Source organism: Butyrivibrio sp. MC2021, assembly GCF_000621605.1.
In the GTDB taxonomy this organism is placed as follows: domain Bacteria; phylum Bacillota; class Clostridia; order Lachnospirales; family Lachnospiraceae; genus Butyrivibrio.
Genome location: NZ_JHXX01000001.1, coordinates 293,486 through 310,631, shown reverse-complemented (window position 1 = coordinate 310,631; position 17,146 = coordinate 293,486). Strand labels below are relative to the sequence as shown.

The following is a 17,146-nucleotide window of genomic DNA, read 5'->3' as shown; positions in this document are numbered from 1 at the left end:
TTAGTTTTTTAGAAAGAGTTTTTGATAGTAATGAGTAAAGAAATAAATATTTTAAATGGTTCAAAAGAAGAAGTTACCGATGCTGAGAGCTTAAAGCAGCTGGAGTTCATCGAGAAGGCCAAGGCCTATGTGGAAGAGATGAAAAAGGAGCTGGGCAGAACTCCCAGAGCCTGCGTTGTTACCTTCGGCTGTCAGATGAATGCCAGGGATTCCGAGAAGCTCCTGGCCATCCTTAAGCTTGTGGGTTATGAGGAATCAGACTCGGAGGACAGCGAGTTTGTTATCTATAACACCTGCACAGTAAGGGATAACGCTGATCAGAGAGTATACGGAAGACTTGGACAGTGCAGCAACTTCAAGAAAAAGAATCCATATATGAAGATTGCTCTTTGCGGCTGTATGATGCAGGAGCAGTCAGCGGTTGAGAAAATCAAAAAGAGCTACAGATTTGTTGATCTTATCTTCGGAACCCACAATATTTATAAATTTGCAGAGCTTTTATGCACCTGCCTTGAATCCGACAGAATGATAATTGATATCTGGAAGGAAACAGACAAGATTGTCGAGGATCTTCCTGTGTTCAGAAAGTATCCTTTTAAGTCCGGCGTAAATATTATGTTCGGCTGCAATAATTTCTGTACCTATTGCATAGTTCCTTATGTAAGAGGACGTGAGAGATCCAGATCTCCCAAGGATATCATCAGAGAATGTGAGAAGCTTGCGGCTGACGGAGTTAAGGAAGTTATGCTTCTTGGACAGAATGTTAACTCATACGGTCTTGATTTTGAAGACGGCAATCCGGACAAGATTTCTTTTGCCCAGCTTATCGAGGAGGTTTGCAAAGTAGAAGGTCTTGAGAGAGTCAGATTCATGACTCCACATCCCAAGGATTTCTCAGATGAGCTCATTCAGACCATCAAGAGCAATCCTAAGATCGCAAGACACATTCATCTTCCTCTTCAGTCAGGAAATACTGAGATTCTCAGAAGAATGAACAGAAAATACACCAAGGAGAGCTACCTGGCACTGGTTGACAAGATCAGAACAGAGCTTCCTGATGTAGCCATAACAACAGACATCATAGTCGGCTTCCCGGGGGAAACAAGGGAAGATGTTGATGATACCATTGATGTAGTTAATAAGGCTCATTTTGACAATGCCTTTACCTTCATCTATTCCAAGAGAACAGGCACACCGGCTGCCGGCTTCCCGGATCAGGTTCCGGAGGAGCTTGTTAAGGAGAACTTCGACAGACTCCTTGCTGTAGTTCAGGAAAATGCCAAGAAGCAGACTGAAAAGCTTCAGGGAAGAATAGAAGAAGTCCTTGTAGAGGGCGTAAATGAGCATGATTCATCTCTTTTGACAGGAAGAATGTCCAACAATACATTGGTACACTTCCCGGGAAAAGAGGATCTCATCGGAAGCCTTGTTAAGGTTTCACTGGATGAGTGCCATGGCTTCTACTACATGGGACAGATGGTATAAAAAAGTTTAGAGAACAGGGGAATTATAAACGTGGAAAATCTTACTACGTTTAAGGATGTTGATATAGAAAAAGTTTCGCCCATGATGCAGCATTACCTCAGGACGAAACAGGAAAACGGAGACTGTATTTTATTCTATAGACTTGGAGACTTCTACGAGCTATTTTTTGATGATGCGGTAGTTGCTTCAAGGGAGTTGGAACTGACACTTACAGGAAAGGCCTGCGGCCTGGAAGAGAGAGCACCCATGTGTGGTGTTCCTTTTCATGCTGTGGATTCTTACCTGACCAAGCTGGTGTCCAGAGGCTATAAAGTGGCCATTTGCGAGCAGACTGAGGATCCCAAGCTTGCTAAAGGAATAGTCAAGCGAGAGGTTACAAGAATCGTAACTCCCGGAACCAACCTGAATATGCAGTCCCTGGAGGAAACCAAGAATAACTATCTCATGTGTATTCTTTATGCCTCCGACAAGATCGGAATCTCCATTGCGGATGTTACAACAGGTGACTACTACCTGACCGAGGTTGACAGTCTCAGGGCTGTTACTGATGAGATCGGCAAATATGCTCCCAGTGAGATCATCTGCAACGATGCATTTACCTTAAGCGGCGTAGATATATCCGAACTTAAGAACAGACTTCAGATTTTTGTAAATCCTTTAGAAGCAAGATATTTTGATGAAGAGAGCTGCAAGAGGCTTCTTCTTAAGCATTTCAAGGTTTCATCTCTTATAGGACTTGGAGTTGATGACTTCCCTAACGGTATTGTGGCTGCAGGAGCTCTTCTTCAGTATCTTACCGATATGCAAAAGTCTGATATCTCCAACATAACCCATATTTATCCTTACCTTACCAGCAAGTATATGCTTCTGGATTCTTCCACAAGACGTAACCTGGAGCTGGTGGAGACCATGAGGGATAAGCAGAAGAGAGGAACTCTTTTGTGGGTACTGGATAAGACCAAGACTGCCATGGGAGCCAGAACCCTGCGCTCTTTCATAGAGCAGCCACTTATTGATAAGGATCTTATCATTCAGAGGCAGAGCGCTGTTGAGGCTCTTTATAAGAATGTAGTAACCAGAGAAGAACTCCGTGAGTACTTAGGACCCATCTATGACCTTGAAAGACTTATGTCCAAGATCATATTTAAAACAGCCAATCCCAGAGATCTTCTTGCTTTCAGGAATTCCATCAAGATGATTCCAGCCATAATCACAGCTCTTTGTGATGTTCAGGAGGATAAAGAGCTTCATGACCTAATGAACCGCATGGATTCTCTTTCTGATATTTATCAGCTGATCGATCAGGCCATCGTTGAGGAACCGCCTCTTACTATTAAGGAGAGCGGAATCATCAAGGAAGGCTTCGATAAGGATATCGATCATTTCAGAGAAGCCGGAACAAAGGGGAAGACCTGGTTGGCAGAGCTTGAAAACGAAGAAAAGGAAAAGACCGGAATCAAGAACCTCAGGATCAAATACAGCAATGTATTCGGATACTCCTTTGAGGTTACCAATTCCTTCAAAGATCAGGTGCCTGACTACTTTATCAGAAAACAGACCCTGACCAACTGCGAGAGATATACCACAACAGCCCTTAAGGAGCTGGAGGACACAATCCTTAATGCCCAGGATAAGCTTAATAACCTGGAATATGAGATGTTCTGCAAGATCAGGGATTCAATTGCTCTTGAGATAGACCGAATCCAGTCTACAGCCAAGGCAATCGCTCTTCTTGATGTGTATGCTTCACTGGCACATGTGTCTGAGAAGAACCATTATGTTAAGCCAACAGTAAATGATAAAGGCGCAATTAACATCAAGGGCGGCAGGCATCCTGTTGTAGAGAAGATGCTGGATCAGGCGGATATGTTTATATCCAACGACACTTTCCTTGATAACAAAAAGCATTGTATATCCATTATTACAGGCCCCAACATGGCCGGTAAGTCCACATATATGAGACAGGTTGCACTTATTGTACTGATGGCTCAGATTGGAAGCTTTGTTCCTGCTTCCAAGGCAGATATCTGTGTTGTGGACAGGATATTTACAAGAGTTGGTGCTTCTGACGATCTTGGAAGCGGTCAGTCCACCTTCATGGTTGAGATGAATGAGGTTGCCAATATCTTAAGAAATGCAACTCCCAATTCCCTTCTTATCCTTGATGAGATCGGAAGAGGAACTTCAACCTACGACGGCCTGGCCATTGCCTGGGCTGTTACAGAGCATATCAGTAACAGAAAGATCCTTGGAGCCAAGACCCTTTTTGCCACCCATTATCACGAGCTCACAGAGCTTGAGGGTAAGATGGACAACGTAAATAACTACTGTATAGCCGTTAAGGAAAACGGTGATGACATCGTCTTTTTACGTAAGATCATCAAGGGCGGCGCCGACAAGAGCTACGGTATTCAGGTTGCGAAGCTGGCCGGAGTTCCGGATATGGTCATTGACAGGGCAAAAGAGATCGTTTCCGAGCTTACAGACAATGACATTACAGAAAAAGTACAGAGCATCGCCAAGGACAGCAAGGATGTCAAAAAGACCAAGGTGACACATTACGACGACGTTGATATAGATCAGATGTCACTTTTTGATACCGTTACAGATGAAGATGTCCTTAGAAGATTAAAGGAAATAGATATTACCACATTAACACCAATGGATGCACTCAACACGCTCTACAAACTTCAGAGCGACCTTAAAAACAGGTGGAAAAGCTAATGGCCTTTATAAATGAGCTTGATAAAAATACCATAGATCAGATAGCAGCCGGTGAGGTTGTAGAAAGACCCGCCAGCGTTGTAAAGGAACTTGTTGAAAATGCCGTGGATTCCGGAGCCTCAGCCATCACAGTTGAGATAAAGGGCGGCGGAATCGATATGATCCGCGTTACGGATAACGGCTGTGGCATCGAAAAGAGCCAGATAAGAAAGGCTTTTAAGAGACATGCCACCAGCAAGCTCAAGAATATCGACGATCTTTTCAGTATTCATACTCTGGGCTTCAGAGGAGAAGCGCTTTCCAGTATTTCTTCCGTGGCTCAGGTTGATATTATCACCAAGACTGCGGATGATCTCACGGGAACCAGATATTCCATTAACGGCGGAGAAGAAGCGGGCTTTGAGGAAATCGGAGCTCCCGACGGAACCAGCCTTATTATCAGGAATCTTTTTTATAACACTCCTGCCAGAAAGAAGTTCCTTAAGACTCCTCAGACAGAGGGAAGCTATATCGGAGATGTCATGGAGCATCTTGCTCTTGATAATCCCACGGTTTCTTTTCATTACATCAACAACAAGGAAGATAAATTTTCAACCTCCGGCAACGGAGATCTCAAGGAGTTAATATATAGGATTTACGGAAGAGACGTTTCCGTAAGCCTTGTACCCATCAAAGCTGAGAAAAACGGCATGATCCTTGAGGGATATCTTGGAGAGCCTTCTATAAACCGCTCCAACAGAAACTTTGAGATTTTCTTTGTAAACGGCAGATATGTTAAGGATAAGGTGATTTCCAAAGCTTTGGAAGAGGGCTACAAGCAGTATCTGATGATGCACAAGTTCCCCTTTGCAGTGCTGCATCTTCGCATGGATCCTGAGATGGTGGATGTTAACGTACATCCTGCCAAGTTGGAGGTCAGATTCAACAATCAGGCAGCTCTCTACGATTTTATCAAGACCAGCGTAGAAGAAACCCTCAGAAATAAAGAGATGATTCCCGATGCCCTTCTTGGTGATGACAGGAAGGAAGCTAAGAAGGAACTAAAGAAGGAAGCAGCCAAGATCACGATTCCTGAAGAAAGAACTCCTGCAGCCGAGAAGGTTGTAACGGCTCAGAAGATCGTGACACCTGATAAAAAGGCAGATCCCAAGGATGAAGTCTTTTTTGAAGACGAACAGGAAAAGCCTGCTGCGCAGGCCAAGGCTCCTGAAGAAGAGAAGAAAATTCATGCTCCCGAGCCCTTTGAAAAGCTTAGATTTGAAGAAAACAAAGTAAATGAAGATGCTCCCGTTTATGCCACCGGAGTTAAGGAAGAACCCATCAGGATTCAGGATGCCAATAAATCGGCGCTCTGGAGCAGGATCTTCGGAGATTCCGACGGAAGAAACGCTGAAAGAAGCGAACACCCTTCACCTATCATTAAACAGCAGGAAGCTATTGTAGTTGAAAAGCCCATGCAGCTCAATCTTTTTGATGAGAAGGTCCTCACCAAGGATAATGTGAAGGAATATGAGATTTTGGGGCAGATCTTCGGAACCTACTGGATCATCGCTTTTAAAGATAAGATGTTTTTGGTGGATCAGCATGCGGCTCATGAAAAAGTCAATTATGAACGTATGATGAAGAGATATAAATCCGGGGATATTTTGTCCCAGATGGTTAATCCTCCGGTAATTGTTACCCTTACAGCTGCTGAAGAATCACTGTTTTTATCCTACAGACAGTATTTTGAGAAACTGGGATTTAATATCGAGAACTTCGGCGGTCATGAATATGCCATGAGAGCTATTCCAATAGACCTTTTTGGCTGCGAGAACGAGAAGACCATGTTTACTGAGATTCTTGATGAACTGTCTCATGAGACAGGCCTTGACAGAACTCCCGATGTTATCAATTACAAGATCGCCAGCATGGCCTGCAAGGCATCTGTTAAGGGAAATACAAGAATGACCAGAGAAGAGATGTCAGCTCTTCTTGATGAACTTTTGATCTTGGAAAATCCATATAACTGTCCTCACGGAAGACCTACCATTGTTTCCATGAGCAAGTATGAGATTGACAAGAAGTTTAAGAGAGTTGTTGAATAATGCAGAAACTTATCATTATTACCGGCCCTACAGCGGTTGGAAAGACAAAGCTATCAATAAATCTTGCAAAGGAACTTGGCGGAGAGATAATCTCCGCTGATTCTATGCAGGTCTATAAGTACATGAATATCGGTACAGACAAGATTACACCTGAGAAGATGGATGGAGTTCCCCATCATCTGATCGATTTTCTTGATCCCAAGGAGGATTTTAACGTTTTTCTTTTCCAGAAGATGGTAAAAGAAGCTATAGCTGATATTTCCTCCAGGGGAAAGGTACCGATCATTGTTGGTGGCACAGGCTTCTATATTCAGGCAGTTATCTATGATATTGATTTCACTGAGACCGATGAAGACGAGACCTACAGACATGAGCTGGAAGAGAGAGCCAGAATCGAGGGTGTTCATGTACTTCATGAGGAGCTGCGGGCGGTTGATCCAGAGTCCGCTGAGGCTATACATGAGAATAACTCCAAGAGGGTTATAAGGGCACTGGAGTATTACAAGAAGACGGGAAAACCTATTTCCCAGCATAACAGCGAACAGCACGAGAGGACTTCCCCCTATGACTTTAAGTGCTTCGTATTGACAGATGACAGAAATACGTTATACTCACGCATAGACAAAAGAGTAGACCAAATGATAGAGGAAGGTCTTGAGGAGGAAGTTAAAAAACTTCTTGAGATGGACATTCCAAAGACTGCCACATCCATGCAGGGCCTTGGCTATCGCGAAATGATCGGATATCTACAGGGAGAATATGACCTGGAGAGGGCTGTTTATCTGATCAAGCGCAATACTAGACATTTTGCAAAGAGGCAGCTCACTTGGTACAGAAACAGAGATGACAGCATTTGGATCGACAAATCACAGTTTGACAGAGACGACGATAAAGTTTTGAAAGAGATATTGAGGATTTATGAACAGTAATATTTATGAGTCGCTTGGAATTTCCAAGGAAGTATTTGAATTCGGAGAAAAGATCTTAGAGAATCTTGCTCCACGCTTTAAAAAGATTGATGAAAACGCAGAATATAACCAGCTTAAGGTTCTTAAGGCAATGCAGGACAACAAGGTTTCTGAGGCTTGTCTTCTGGGAACCACCGGTTATGGCTATAACGACATAGGAAGAGAGAAGCTTGAGGCTGTCTATGCCTCAGTTTTCCATACAGAGGATGCTCTGGTTAGACCCCAGATCACCTGCGGAACCCATGCACTGGCCCTGGCTCTTATGAGCAATCTTCGCCCCGGTGATATGCTATTTTCTCCCGTAGGAAAGCCCTATGATACTTTGGAAGAGGTTATCGGAATCAGGGATTCAAAGGGCTCCCTTAAGGAGTATGGCATTGAATACTGCCAGGTGGATCTTCTTTCTGATGGCGGCTTTGATTTTGAAAATATTAAAAAAGCTCTGCTTGAGCATGACAATATTAAGCTTGTTACCATTCAGCGTTCAAAGGGATATCAGACAAGACCTACCCTTTCTGTTGAAAGGATCGGAGAGCTTATTTCCTTTATTAAGTCTGTAAAAAGCGATGTTTACTGCATGGTAGACAACTGCTACGGAGAATTCGTTGAGACCATCGAGCCTACAGATCTTGGAGCTGATATGGTCGTAGGTTCACTTATCAAGAACCCCGGCGGCGGTCTTGCTCCAATAGGCGGATATATAGCCGGAAAGAAGGAATGCGTAGAAAATGCCGCATTCAGACTTACTTCTCCCGGCCTTGGCAAAGAAGTAGGAGCTTCCCTCGGAATTTTACCTCAGTTCTATCAGGGATTTTTCCTGGCACCTACCGTTACCGCATCTGCCCTTAAGGGAGCCATATTTGCTGCCAATATCTATGAAAAACTTGGTTTTTCAGTTCATCCCAATGCAACTGAGGAACGTTTTGATATAATCCAGGCCGTTACCTTCGGTAAGCCGGAAGGAGTAATCGCTTTTTGTGAAGGCGTTCAGGCAGCTGCACCTGTAGATTCTTTTGTAGCTCCCGAGCCTTGGGATATGCCGGGATATGATGCGCAGGTTATCATGGCAGCCGGAGCCTTTGTTTCAGGTTCATCAATTGAACTTTCTGCAGATGGCCCTATCAAAGAGCCCTATTCAGTATTTTTCCAAGGCGGTCTTACATGGCCTCATGCCAAGCTTGGTATCCTGAAGACCCTTCAGAGCCTTGTAAATGCGGGACTTGTAGATAAGAGCAATTTGAATGTCTAAATTATAAAGGTTTTTCTTCACACTAAATGATTTTGTGATAATATATTTAATGAGTCTTTATGTGTCGTCCGGAAAACGTACAGAGGGACTTTAATGCGCAGTTCTTTTAATTCAATAGTTGCCGAAGGCGGCATATTTAAGGATATGCTTCCTTATGAGAGATTTTTAAATTTTGGACCCGAGAGCCTTACTGATGTTGAGCTTCTTGCTATCATCATAAGGACCGGTACCAGAGATGCATCTCCTATAGACATAGCCGGCAGCATATTGAATATTGAAAAAGGCAAGGAGAGCGGTTTAAACAGTCTTTTCAGTCTGTCCCTGGATGAACTTAAGTCAGTCCATGGCATCGGGGAAGTGAAGGCTGTTAAGCTCAAATGCATAGCTGAACTGGCTAAGAGGATGGCAGCTCAGAGATCTAAAAGTTCTCTTGATTGCAGCAATCCTTCACATGTAGCATCATATTACATGGAAAAAATGAGACACGAGGATAAAGAAAAGGTTATTCTTCTTTGCCTGAATAATAGATACAAGCTTATAGAGGAATATCTTTTATCAATAGGAACTGTAAATTCTGCATCCCTATCACCCAGAGAAGTCTTCATGAAAGCCCTTAAATGTGGGGCATCCAATGTACTTTTGCTTCATAATCATCCGGGCGGAGACCCAACCCCCAGCAGGGCAGATATTTCAATTACCAATAAGATCAGTGAGTCAGGCAGCATGCTAGATATTTACCTGATTGATCACATAATAATAGGAGATAGATCCTACACAAGTCTCGCAGAGAAGGGACTTTTGTGGAATTAAGGAGGAAGTTTTGGCTAATATTTTCGGAATCGACCTTGGAACCAGCAATATCAAGATTTACAACAGAGATGAGGACAATCTTACTGTTGAAAAGAATATGATTGCTATCGAGAACAAGACCAATGTTTTCGCATATGGCAATTCTGCATATGAAATGTATGAGAAGGCTCCTGACAAGATCAAGATCACATATCCTTTGAACAGTGGTGTTATCGCTGATATCGAGCATATGGAGACTCTTGTTAAGCTTTTTCTTACAGATCAAATGAAGGGAAATGTTAAGCCCTGTGAGGTTTATATCACAGTTCCCAAGGATGTTACAGAAGTTGAGAGAAGAGCTTTCCATGATCTTATCAATGACGCCGGAATCAAGGCCAAAAAGATCATGATGGTTAAGAAGCCTCTGGCAGACGGCCTGGGCATGAATATCGATGTTATGAATTCTCAGGGTGTTCTTGTTGTTAACGTTGGATATGACACAACCGAGATTTCTATTCTTTCTCTTAGAGGTATCGTTGTAAGTAAGCTTATCAAGGTAGGCGGCAAGAAGTTTGACGAGTCCATCAGAAACGTTATCCGTAAGGAGTTTGGTCTTCTTATCGGTGAGAAGACATCTGAGAATGTTAAGATCTCTCTTAAGGAGCTTGAGAAGGAAGGAAAAGAAGCTGTTGTTTACGGAAGAGATATCGTAACCGGACTTCCTGTAGAGAGAAAAATCCCTACAGATCTGCTTAACCAGGCACTTATCGAGAACTTTGACGTGATCCTTGACAATATCAAGGCTGCTCTTGAGAAGACACCACCGGAGCTTGCTGCTGATATCTTCAAGCATGGACTTTATCTCACCGGCGGAGCATCACAGGTATGCCACCTGGCCCAGAGACTTTCAAACGGTGTAGGACTTAATGTTAATATCGCTGAGAATCCTATCGGTTCAGGCGCTCTCGGTCTTGCCAAAATCATCAGGGAAGACCAGTATAAAGCTCTTGCATATGGAATTGAAGAGGATAAATAATGAGTCCCATTATCAAGAGAAGAGGAGAAAAATTTACTCTGCCAAGTAAATATCTCCTCTTTATTTTAACAATTGTATGTACAGGAATGATCGTCATTACCTTTAATACCAACCTGTTTACCGGACCGCTGAATTCGTTTACAGGTATTTTTATTGTGCCTTTTCAAAAGGGCATAACCACGGTGGGATCATTCCTTAAACAGTCAGGAGACAGATTATCCTCCATTACCCAGCTTCTTTCTGAAAATGAAAGTCTGAAAAAGCAGATCGATGAACTTACTATAGCTAATACCAATCTGGAGCAGGAAAAATACGAGCTGACTGAGCTTAGGGAATTATATGCGCTGGATGCTCAATATGAAAATTACAAAAAGACCGGGGCTAGGATTATTGCCAAGGATGCCGGTAACTGGTATTACTCATTTGTTATCGATAAGGGCAGCGACGACGGCATTGCTGTTGATATGAATGTTATTGCCGGAGCCGGACTTGTAGGAAGAGTTATGGACGTAGGTCCCGATTGGGCGAAGGTTCAGTCTATAATTGCTGATAATTCCGCTGTTTCCGGAATGGTTCTTTCTTCTTCCGATAACCTTATTGTCACGGGAGACCTGGAACTATACAGGCAGGGCTTTATCAATTTCTCCAAACTTGTAGATGACGCGGATAAGGTTAAAGTGGGTGACAAGATAGTAACATCAAATATCAGTGATAAATATCTTCCGGGAATACTGATCGGTTATATTTCTACATTGGACGACGACTCCAATAACCTGACCAAGTCTGGAACACTGACCCCGGCCGTAGACTTTGAACATATGAATGAAGTCCTTGTAATTCTTGAACTCAAGAAGAATGTTACAGAATAAGGGTTTTGGATGAATATCAGAAGAGTACTTACAAACTTCATCTTAATAATTGTTTCTTTTATTTTGCAGACCACAGTATTCAGAGTGCTGGATTTCGGCGATATAGCTCCGAATCTTCTGATGATACTGACATCTGCGACAGCATTTATAAAAGGCGACAGAGAAGGCCTTATATGTGGTTTCTTCTGTGGCCTTCTTGTTGATGTGTTTTTTGGAACTTATATAGGATTTTTTGCCCTTATTTACATGTACATAGGCTTTGTTGTGGGCAAATTCCATGAGATATTCTTCTCACAGAATTTGGCAATCCCTATTGTTTTTATAACAATTTCTGATTTTGTTTTTGGATTTGTATGCTACGTGCTTATGTTCCTGTTCAGGACCAAATTCAATCTGGGATATTACATGCTGAATGTGATCATTCCCGAAATGGTATATACAGCGGTAATCGCAATTTTTTATTATCCTTTAATTCTGCAGATAAATAATCGCATTGATGAGAAGGAAGAAAAGGAAGCTAAAAAATTTGTTTGATGAATTTAAAGAAAGTTTTGTTAAATTCATAACTTCTAGAGCAGTAATGGTCTGTGGAGTTCTGATTGTGCTTGCATCAATCATGATCTATAGACTTTTTTCGCTGCAGATAATAAGTGGTGAGTATTATCTGGATTCATTTAAGCTGCGCATCAAGAAAGAGAAAAGTATTCCTGCTGCCAGAGGTAACATCTATGACAGAAACGGGAATATTCTTGCTTATAATGAGCTGGCTAATTCAGTTACCATAGAAGATGTTTATAAATCCGGTGCAGGCAAGAATAAGAGGATCAACGAAACTCTCAATAATCTTATAGATATCATTGAGAAAAACGGCGACAGCGTTGATCAGGATTTTGACATAATTATTAATGACAGCGGCAACTATGAATTTACAGTAGAGGGCAATTCGCTTCTTCGTTTTCTTGCGGATGTTTACGGACATGCCTCAATAAATGATCTGAAATACGAGGAAAAAACCAAATCCGCTACGGAAGTTGTTGACGATTTGTGCAAATCCTTTGGAATTGGTTCCAATGAAGTAGAGGATGATAATTCTACTTTTACTCCAAGGCTTGGATACACTCCTGACAGAGCTCTGAAGATTCTGACTGTCAGATTCAATATGAGTGCAAATTCCTTCCAGAAGTATATTGATACCACTGTGGCATCTGATGTTAGTGACAAAACTGTGGCTGATGTTATGGAGAATGCTGAGATCCTTACAGGTGTCTCTATAAATGAGAGCACAGCCCGTAAATATGTTGATTCCGTTTATTTTTCACAGGTTCTAGGCTATACAGGTAAGGTTTCTGAAGAAGAACTCTCTGAACTTCTTTTGACTAATTCCTCATACGGAATAAACGATACTGTCGGTAAATCCGGCATAGAGCAGGCAATGGAAAGTGTCCTTCAGGGCAAAAAAGGCTCTGAAACAGTCTATGTAGATAATACGGGACAGGTTATAGAGACCAGTAACTATGTTGATTCCGTTGCAGGTAATGATGTTTATCTGACAATTGATAAGGACCTTACTGAGGCCTGCTACAATATCATAGAGCAATCTCTTGCAGGTATTCTGGTGTCTAAGATTCAGAATGTAAAGACCTACACCTATACTTCAACATCCAGCTCAAGCAATATTGTTATTCCTATATATGATGTTTATTTTGCTATGTTCGATAATGATGTCATTAACATCAATCATTTATCAGCAAGTGATGCCAAGGACAATGAAAAGGCCGTTTATGCCGCATTTTTGGAAAAGAATGAAAATGTTCTGGCACAGATAAGGACTGAACTTACTGAAAAAGAGACATCCTACGACAAATTATCCAAGGAATATCAGTGGTACATGAGCCATATAGCTGCAATGCTATACTCCAAGGGTATTCTTGATACATCCAAGGTTGACAGGGAAGATGAGATGTACATTGCCTGGACAACGGAAGAAACCATTTCCCTGGCGGAATACCTTAAGTATGCAATTGCCATGAACTGGATCGATGTTTCAAAGCTTGAGATTGACAACCAGTATGCTGACTCAGAGCAGATCTTTAATCAGATAGTAAATTTTACAATCAAGGTTTTGGAAAAGGATTTTGATTTCCAGACAAGAATGTACAAATACCTTCTTTTGGACGGATATATCAGTGGAACTCAGGTCTGCGAAGTACTTTTGGAGCAGGAAGCGGTAACTCTTGATGAAACAGAGCTTTCTCTCTGGCAAAGAGGCGGAGAAACAGCCTACAGTTTCATGATAAACAGAATCGAAAAGCTTGATATTACACCTGCTCAGCTGGCTCTGGATCCTTGTACCGGATCCATGGTCATTACGGATGTTAACACAGGAGATGTTCTTGCTCTTGTTTCATATCCCGGCTATGACAACAATATGATGGCCAATGGTGTTGATGCGGCTTATTATTCAAAGCTTAGAAGCGATAAATCCAATCCGCTTTATAACTACGCTACTCAGCAGAAGACAGCGCCGGGTTCAACATTTAAGATGGTATCCTCCACAGCGGGACTTAATGAAGGTGTTATAGGCCTGGATTCCATCATATATTGCGGCGGTATCTTTGATAAACTTGATCATCCGCCTCGCTGCTGGATCTATCCCAGAGGCCATGGTGGACTTAATGTTTCCGGCGGTATACGTAATTCCTGTAACGTATTCTTTTACGAAGTGGGTTACAGACTTGGTATACAGGGAGATAAATACTATTCTGACCTTGGCCTTGAGAAACTGGCTAAATATGCCGATCTTTATGGCCTTACAGAAAAGTCCGGAATTGAGATAGCTGAATCAGAGCCTCAGGTTTCCAATCAGGACTCAGTAAGATCTGCCATCGGTCAGGGTAACCAGGCTTATACAACTGTGGGCCTTGCAAGATATGTAACTACGGTTGCCAACAGTGGAACCTGTTATAACCTTACGCTTATCGATAAGACAACAGACTCCGGCGGCAATCTTTTGGAAGAGAATTCCGCTGAAATAAGAAGCACCATTGAAATGCCTGATTCATACTGGAATGCAATACATCTTGGCATGAGACAGGTTGTTCAGGATAAGGCATATTACAATAATCTTGGTGTAAATGTTGCAGGAAAAACAGGTACAGCTCAGGAATCCAGTAACAGACCTAACCATTCACTTTTTGTTTGCTATGCGCCCTATGAGAAACCTGAAATTGCTATAGCCACACGTATTGCCAACGGTTATACATCAAGCTATGCAGCTCAGATTACCAAGGATGCCCTGGTTTATTACTTTGATCTTCTTGATGAAGATGAGATCATATCCGGAACAGCTCAGACGCTGCAGGATGGTGCTATAAACGCAGACTAATTGTAAATATTTTTAAAGGAACTTTTTTATGATTAAGAAGTACAGGATAATTGATTATGACTTCGCCCTTGCGGTGATGTCCATAGCTCTTACCATAATCGGAATATTCGCCATAAGCTCCGCGCAGCCTACTTTTGTTAATAAGCAGATTGCGGGACTTGCCGGCGGAATATTTCTGATGGTATTTATTTCACTTCTTGATTACACATTCCTGATTAAGCTTTATATACCATTTTATATAGTTAACGTGGCACTTCTTGCTCTTGTAAAGTCGCCCTTGGGTAGCAGCACCAACGGTGCGCAGCGATGGATCAACATTTTGGGAATCACTTTCCAGCCATCGGAGACCGCCAAAATATTATTGATTTTATTTTTTGCTCAGTTTATTATGAAATATAAAGATAAAGTTAAGTACTTTGGGTTTGTTTTAATCTGCCTTGTGCTTTTAGCTGTCCCTTTGGGTCTTATAGCAAGCCAGCCTGACCTTTCTACATGTATTATGGTCATGACGATCTTCAGCGTTATCATGTTTATAGCAGGAATCAACTGGAAGCTTGTAGTGGCTGTTCTTACAGTATCGATACCAACGGTTTTGTTTGTTATATATAATGCAGTTCAGGGAGAGAGCAGTCTCCTTGAGCCCTACCAGCAAAGACGTATTCTGGCTTGGCTGCATCCTGAAGATTATGCCAATTCAGAGGCTTATCAGACTATCAACTCCATGATGGCCATAGGTTCCGGACAGTTGTACGGTAAGGGCTACAATACCAACGAGATCAGTTCGGTTCTTAACGGCGGATTCATTTCAGAGTCCCAGACAGACTTTATTTTTACAGTAATAGGCGAGGAATTTGGTTTCCTCGGTGCTTTTATTGTAGTTTTGCTTATACTTTGCATTGCAGTGAAATGCTTTTTGATATCCTTAAAAGCCAAAGACAGAGCCGGCGAGATTATTGCAGCCGGTGTAGGAGCTTGGATCGGATTTCAGGGATTTATCAATATCGGTGTTGCGACGGGGGTAATACCCAACACCGGAATTCCTCTTCCTTTCGTAAGTTACGGCCTGACGTCGCTTCTTTCTGTTTATATGGGCATAGGATTTGTACTAAATGTCAGGCTGCAGAGTAATAAATATAACCTGGGGAGGGTGTAAGTTAATGAACATCGCACTTATAGCACATGACGCTAAAAAGAGACTTATGCAAAATTTCTGTATTGCATACAGAGGAATTCTCAGTAAGAATGATCTGTTTGCAACAGGAACTACAGGAAGACTTATAGAAGAAGTAACCAATCTTTCAGTACACAAGTATCTTGCAGGACATCTGGGAGGTTCTCAGCAATTGGGAGCAGCTATCGAACATAATGAGATCGATCTTGTTATTTTCCTTAGAGATCCCTTAACTGTTAAGTCCCATGAGCCTGATATCAATAATGTTATGACACTTTGTGACATGCATAATATTCCTGTCGCAACTAACCTTGCATCTGCTGAACTACTGATTAAATCACTTGACAGGGGAGATCTTGAGTGGCGTGAAATGTATAAATAAGCTTACAGCCTTACTTTTAAGCTTAGCTGTTTGTGTATCTGTATCCGGTTGTTCCGGATTTCCATATTCATCCAAATACACACTTGATTCATCTGAGGCCGGAAACAGGCAGAGTCTTCTTTATCCTACCTATGCCTCAGATATTTGTGTTGTCAATTCTGACATAACCGAAGCTGATCTGGCCCTGGATGACAGTCTCAGCGCAGGTCTTTTTGATCTCAAAAACAAAGAAACTTTATATGCTTTAAATGTAAATCAGCAGGTCATGCCCGCCAGTCTTACTAAGGTCATGACCGCTTATTGTGCCCTGAAATACGGAAGTCTGGATCAGGTTCTGGTGGCCGGAAGTGATGTGGGCGTAACCGAGAGCGGAGCTCAGAAAATAGGCTTAAAACAGGGCGACAGAATGACTCTGGATCAGGCGCTTCGTGTTCTTCTTATTTATTCAGCCAATGATGTTGCCAACTTGATAGCATCTAATATTTCAGGTTCCATAGATGGCTTCGTGGAGCTTATGAATACAGAGGCCAAAAAGCTTGGAGCAACGAAGTCACATTTCGTCAATCCTCACGGACTGACAGCGGAAGAGCATTATGTAACAGCCTATGATATGTATCTGATTTTCAATGCTGCCATGGAATATGACACCTTCAGCGAGATCATAAATATGACAGAATACAATACCACATATCTTGATTCTGCAGGCGGAGTCAAAGAAGTGTCTGTCAGCACCACTAACGGATATCTTGCAGGGAAAAGTACTGCGCCCTCCGGCGTTACAGTTATTGGAGGAAAGACCGGTACAACCCAGGCTGCAGGCCACTGTCTGATACTTTTGGCAAGGGATACAAGCGGAAATCCGTATATAGCCGTTATTATGAGAGACAGTGACAGCGGAACCCTTTACACAGACATGTCACAGCTGTTGTCGGTTATCACAAAGTAGCATGGATACTGCATTTTCAGCGGTTTTTATAGAAATTTAATAACATTTGTTTTAA

At 42.2% G+C, this 17,146-nt stretch carries 13 protein-coding genes; all 13 read left to right on the top strand.

Annotated elements, in window-relative coordinates:
- Positions 1-30: 30 nt before the first annotated feature.
- Positions 31-1,485, top strand: a complete 1,455-nt coding sequence (gene miaB, locus T359_RS0101240) for a tRNA (N6-isopentenyl adenosine(37)-C2)-methylthiotransferase MiaB (RefSeq protein WP_026515893.1) — start codon at positions 31-33, stop codon at positions 1,483-1,485.
- Between the two features lie 81 nt (positions 1,486-1,566).
- Positions 1,567-4,209 (top strand): DNA mismatch repair protein MutS, encoded by a 2,643-nt coding sequence (gene mutS / locus T359_RS0101235; protein WP_035783643.1) that lies wholly within the window; start codon positions 1,567-1,569, stop codon positions 4,207-4,209.
- Positions 4,209-6,296 (top strand): DNA mismatch repair endonuclease MutL, encoded by a 2,088-nt coding sequence (gene mutL, locus T359_RS0101230; RefSeq protein WP_026515891.1) that lies wholly within the window; start codon positions 4,209-4,211, stop codon positions 6,294-6,296. Before mutS ends, mutL begins: the two co-directional genes overlap by 1 nt.
- Complete coding sequence (gene miaA / locus T359_RS0101225; protein ID WP_026515890.1) at positions 6,296-7,225, top strand: tRNA (adenosine(37)-N6)-dimethylallyltransferase MiaA; 930 nt, start codon at positions 6,296-6,298, stop codon at positions 7,223-7,225. Before mutL ends, miaA begins: the two co-directional genes overlap by 1 nt.
- Complete coding sequence (locus T359_RS0101220) at positions 7,215-8,513, top strand: methionine gamma-lyase family protein (RefSeq protein WP_026515889.1); 1,299 nt, start codon at positions 7,215-7,217, stop codon at positions 8,511-8,513. Before miaA ends, T359_RS0101220 begins: the two co-directional genes overlap by 11 nt.
- 93 nt (positions 8,514-8,606) lie before the next feature.
- Positions 8,607-9,323: a RadC family protein gene (gene radC, locus T359_RS0101215; RefSeq protein WP_051544847.1), complete on the top strand. Its 717-nt coding sequence runs from the start codon at positions 8,607-8,609 to the stop codon at positions 9,321-9,323.
- A 10-nt stretch (positions 9,324-9,333) separates the two neighbouring features.
- Complete coding sequence (mreB, locus tag T359_RS0101210; protein WP_026515887.1) at positions 9,334-10,338, top strand: rod shape-determining protein; 1,005 nt, start codon at positions 9,334-9,336, stop codon at positions 10,336-10,338.
- A complete protein-coding gene (mreC, locus tag T359_RS0101205; RefSeq protein WP_026515886.1) occupies positions 10,338-11,207 on the top strand; it encodes a rod shape-determining protein MreC in 870 nt (289 codons plus the stop codon). Before mreB ends, mreC begins: the two co-directional genes overlap by 1 nt.
- A gap of 9 nt (positions 11,208-11,216) precedes the next feature.
- The gene (gene mreD, locus T359_RS0101200; protein ID WP_051544846.1) at positions 11,217-11,741 is read left to right on the top strand and encodes a rod shape-determining protein MreD; all 525 of its coding nucleotides are present in this window, start codon (positions 11,217-11,219) and stop codon (positions 11,739-11,741) included.
- 67 nt (positions 11,742-11,808) lie between these two features.
- Entirely contained in the window at positions 11,809-14,592 is a 2,784-nt protein-coding gene (locus T359_RS0101195; protein ID WP_242839020.1) for a penicillin-binding transpeptidase domain-containing protein, read from the top strand.
- Positions 14,593-14,620: 28 nt separating this feature from the next.
- Entirely contained in the window at positions 14,621-15,745 is a 1,125-nt protein-coding gene (locus T359_RS0101190) for an FtsW/RodA/SpoVE family cell cycle protein (RefSeq protein ID WP_026515883.1), read from the top strand.
- A 4-nt stretch (positions 15,746-15,749) separates the two neighbouring features.
- The gene (mgsA, locus tag T359_RS0101185) at positions 15,750-16,145 is read left to right on the top strand and encodes a methylglyoxal synthase (RefSeq protein WP_026515882.1); all 396 of its coding nucleotides are present in this window, start codon (positions 15,750-15,752) and stop codon (positions 16,143-16,145) included.
- On the top strand, positions 16,129-17,091 hold the full coding sequence (locus T359_RS0101180; RefSeq protein WP_026515881.1) for a D-alanyl-D-alanine carboxypeptidase family protein: 963 nt from the start codon (positions 16,129-16,131) through the stop codon (positions 17,089-17,091). Before mgsA ends, T359_RS0101180 begins: the two co-directional genes overlap by 17 nt.
- Positions 17,092-17,146: the final 55 nt, after the last annotated feature.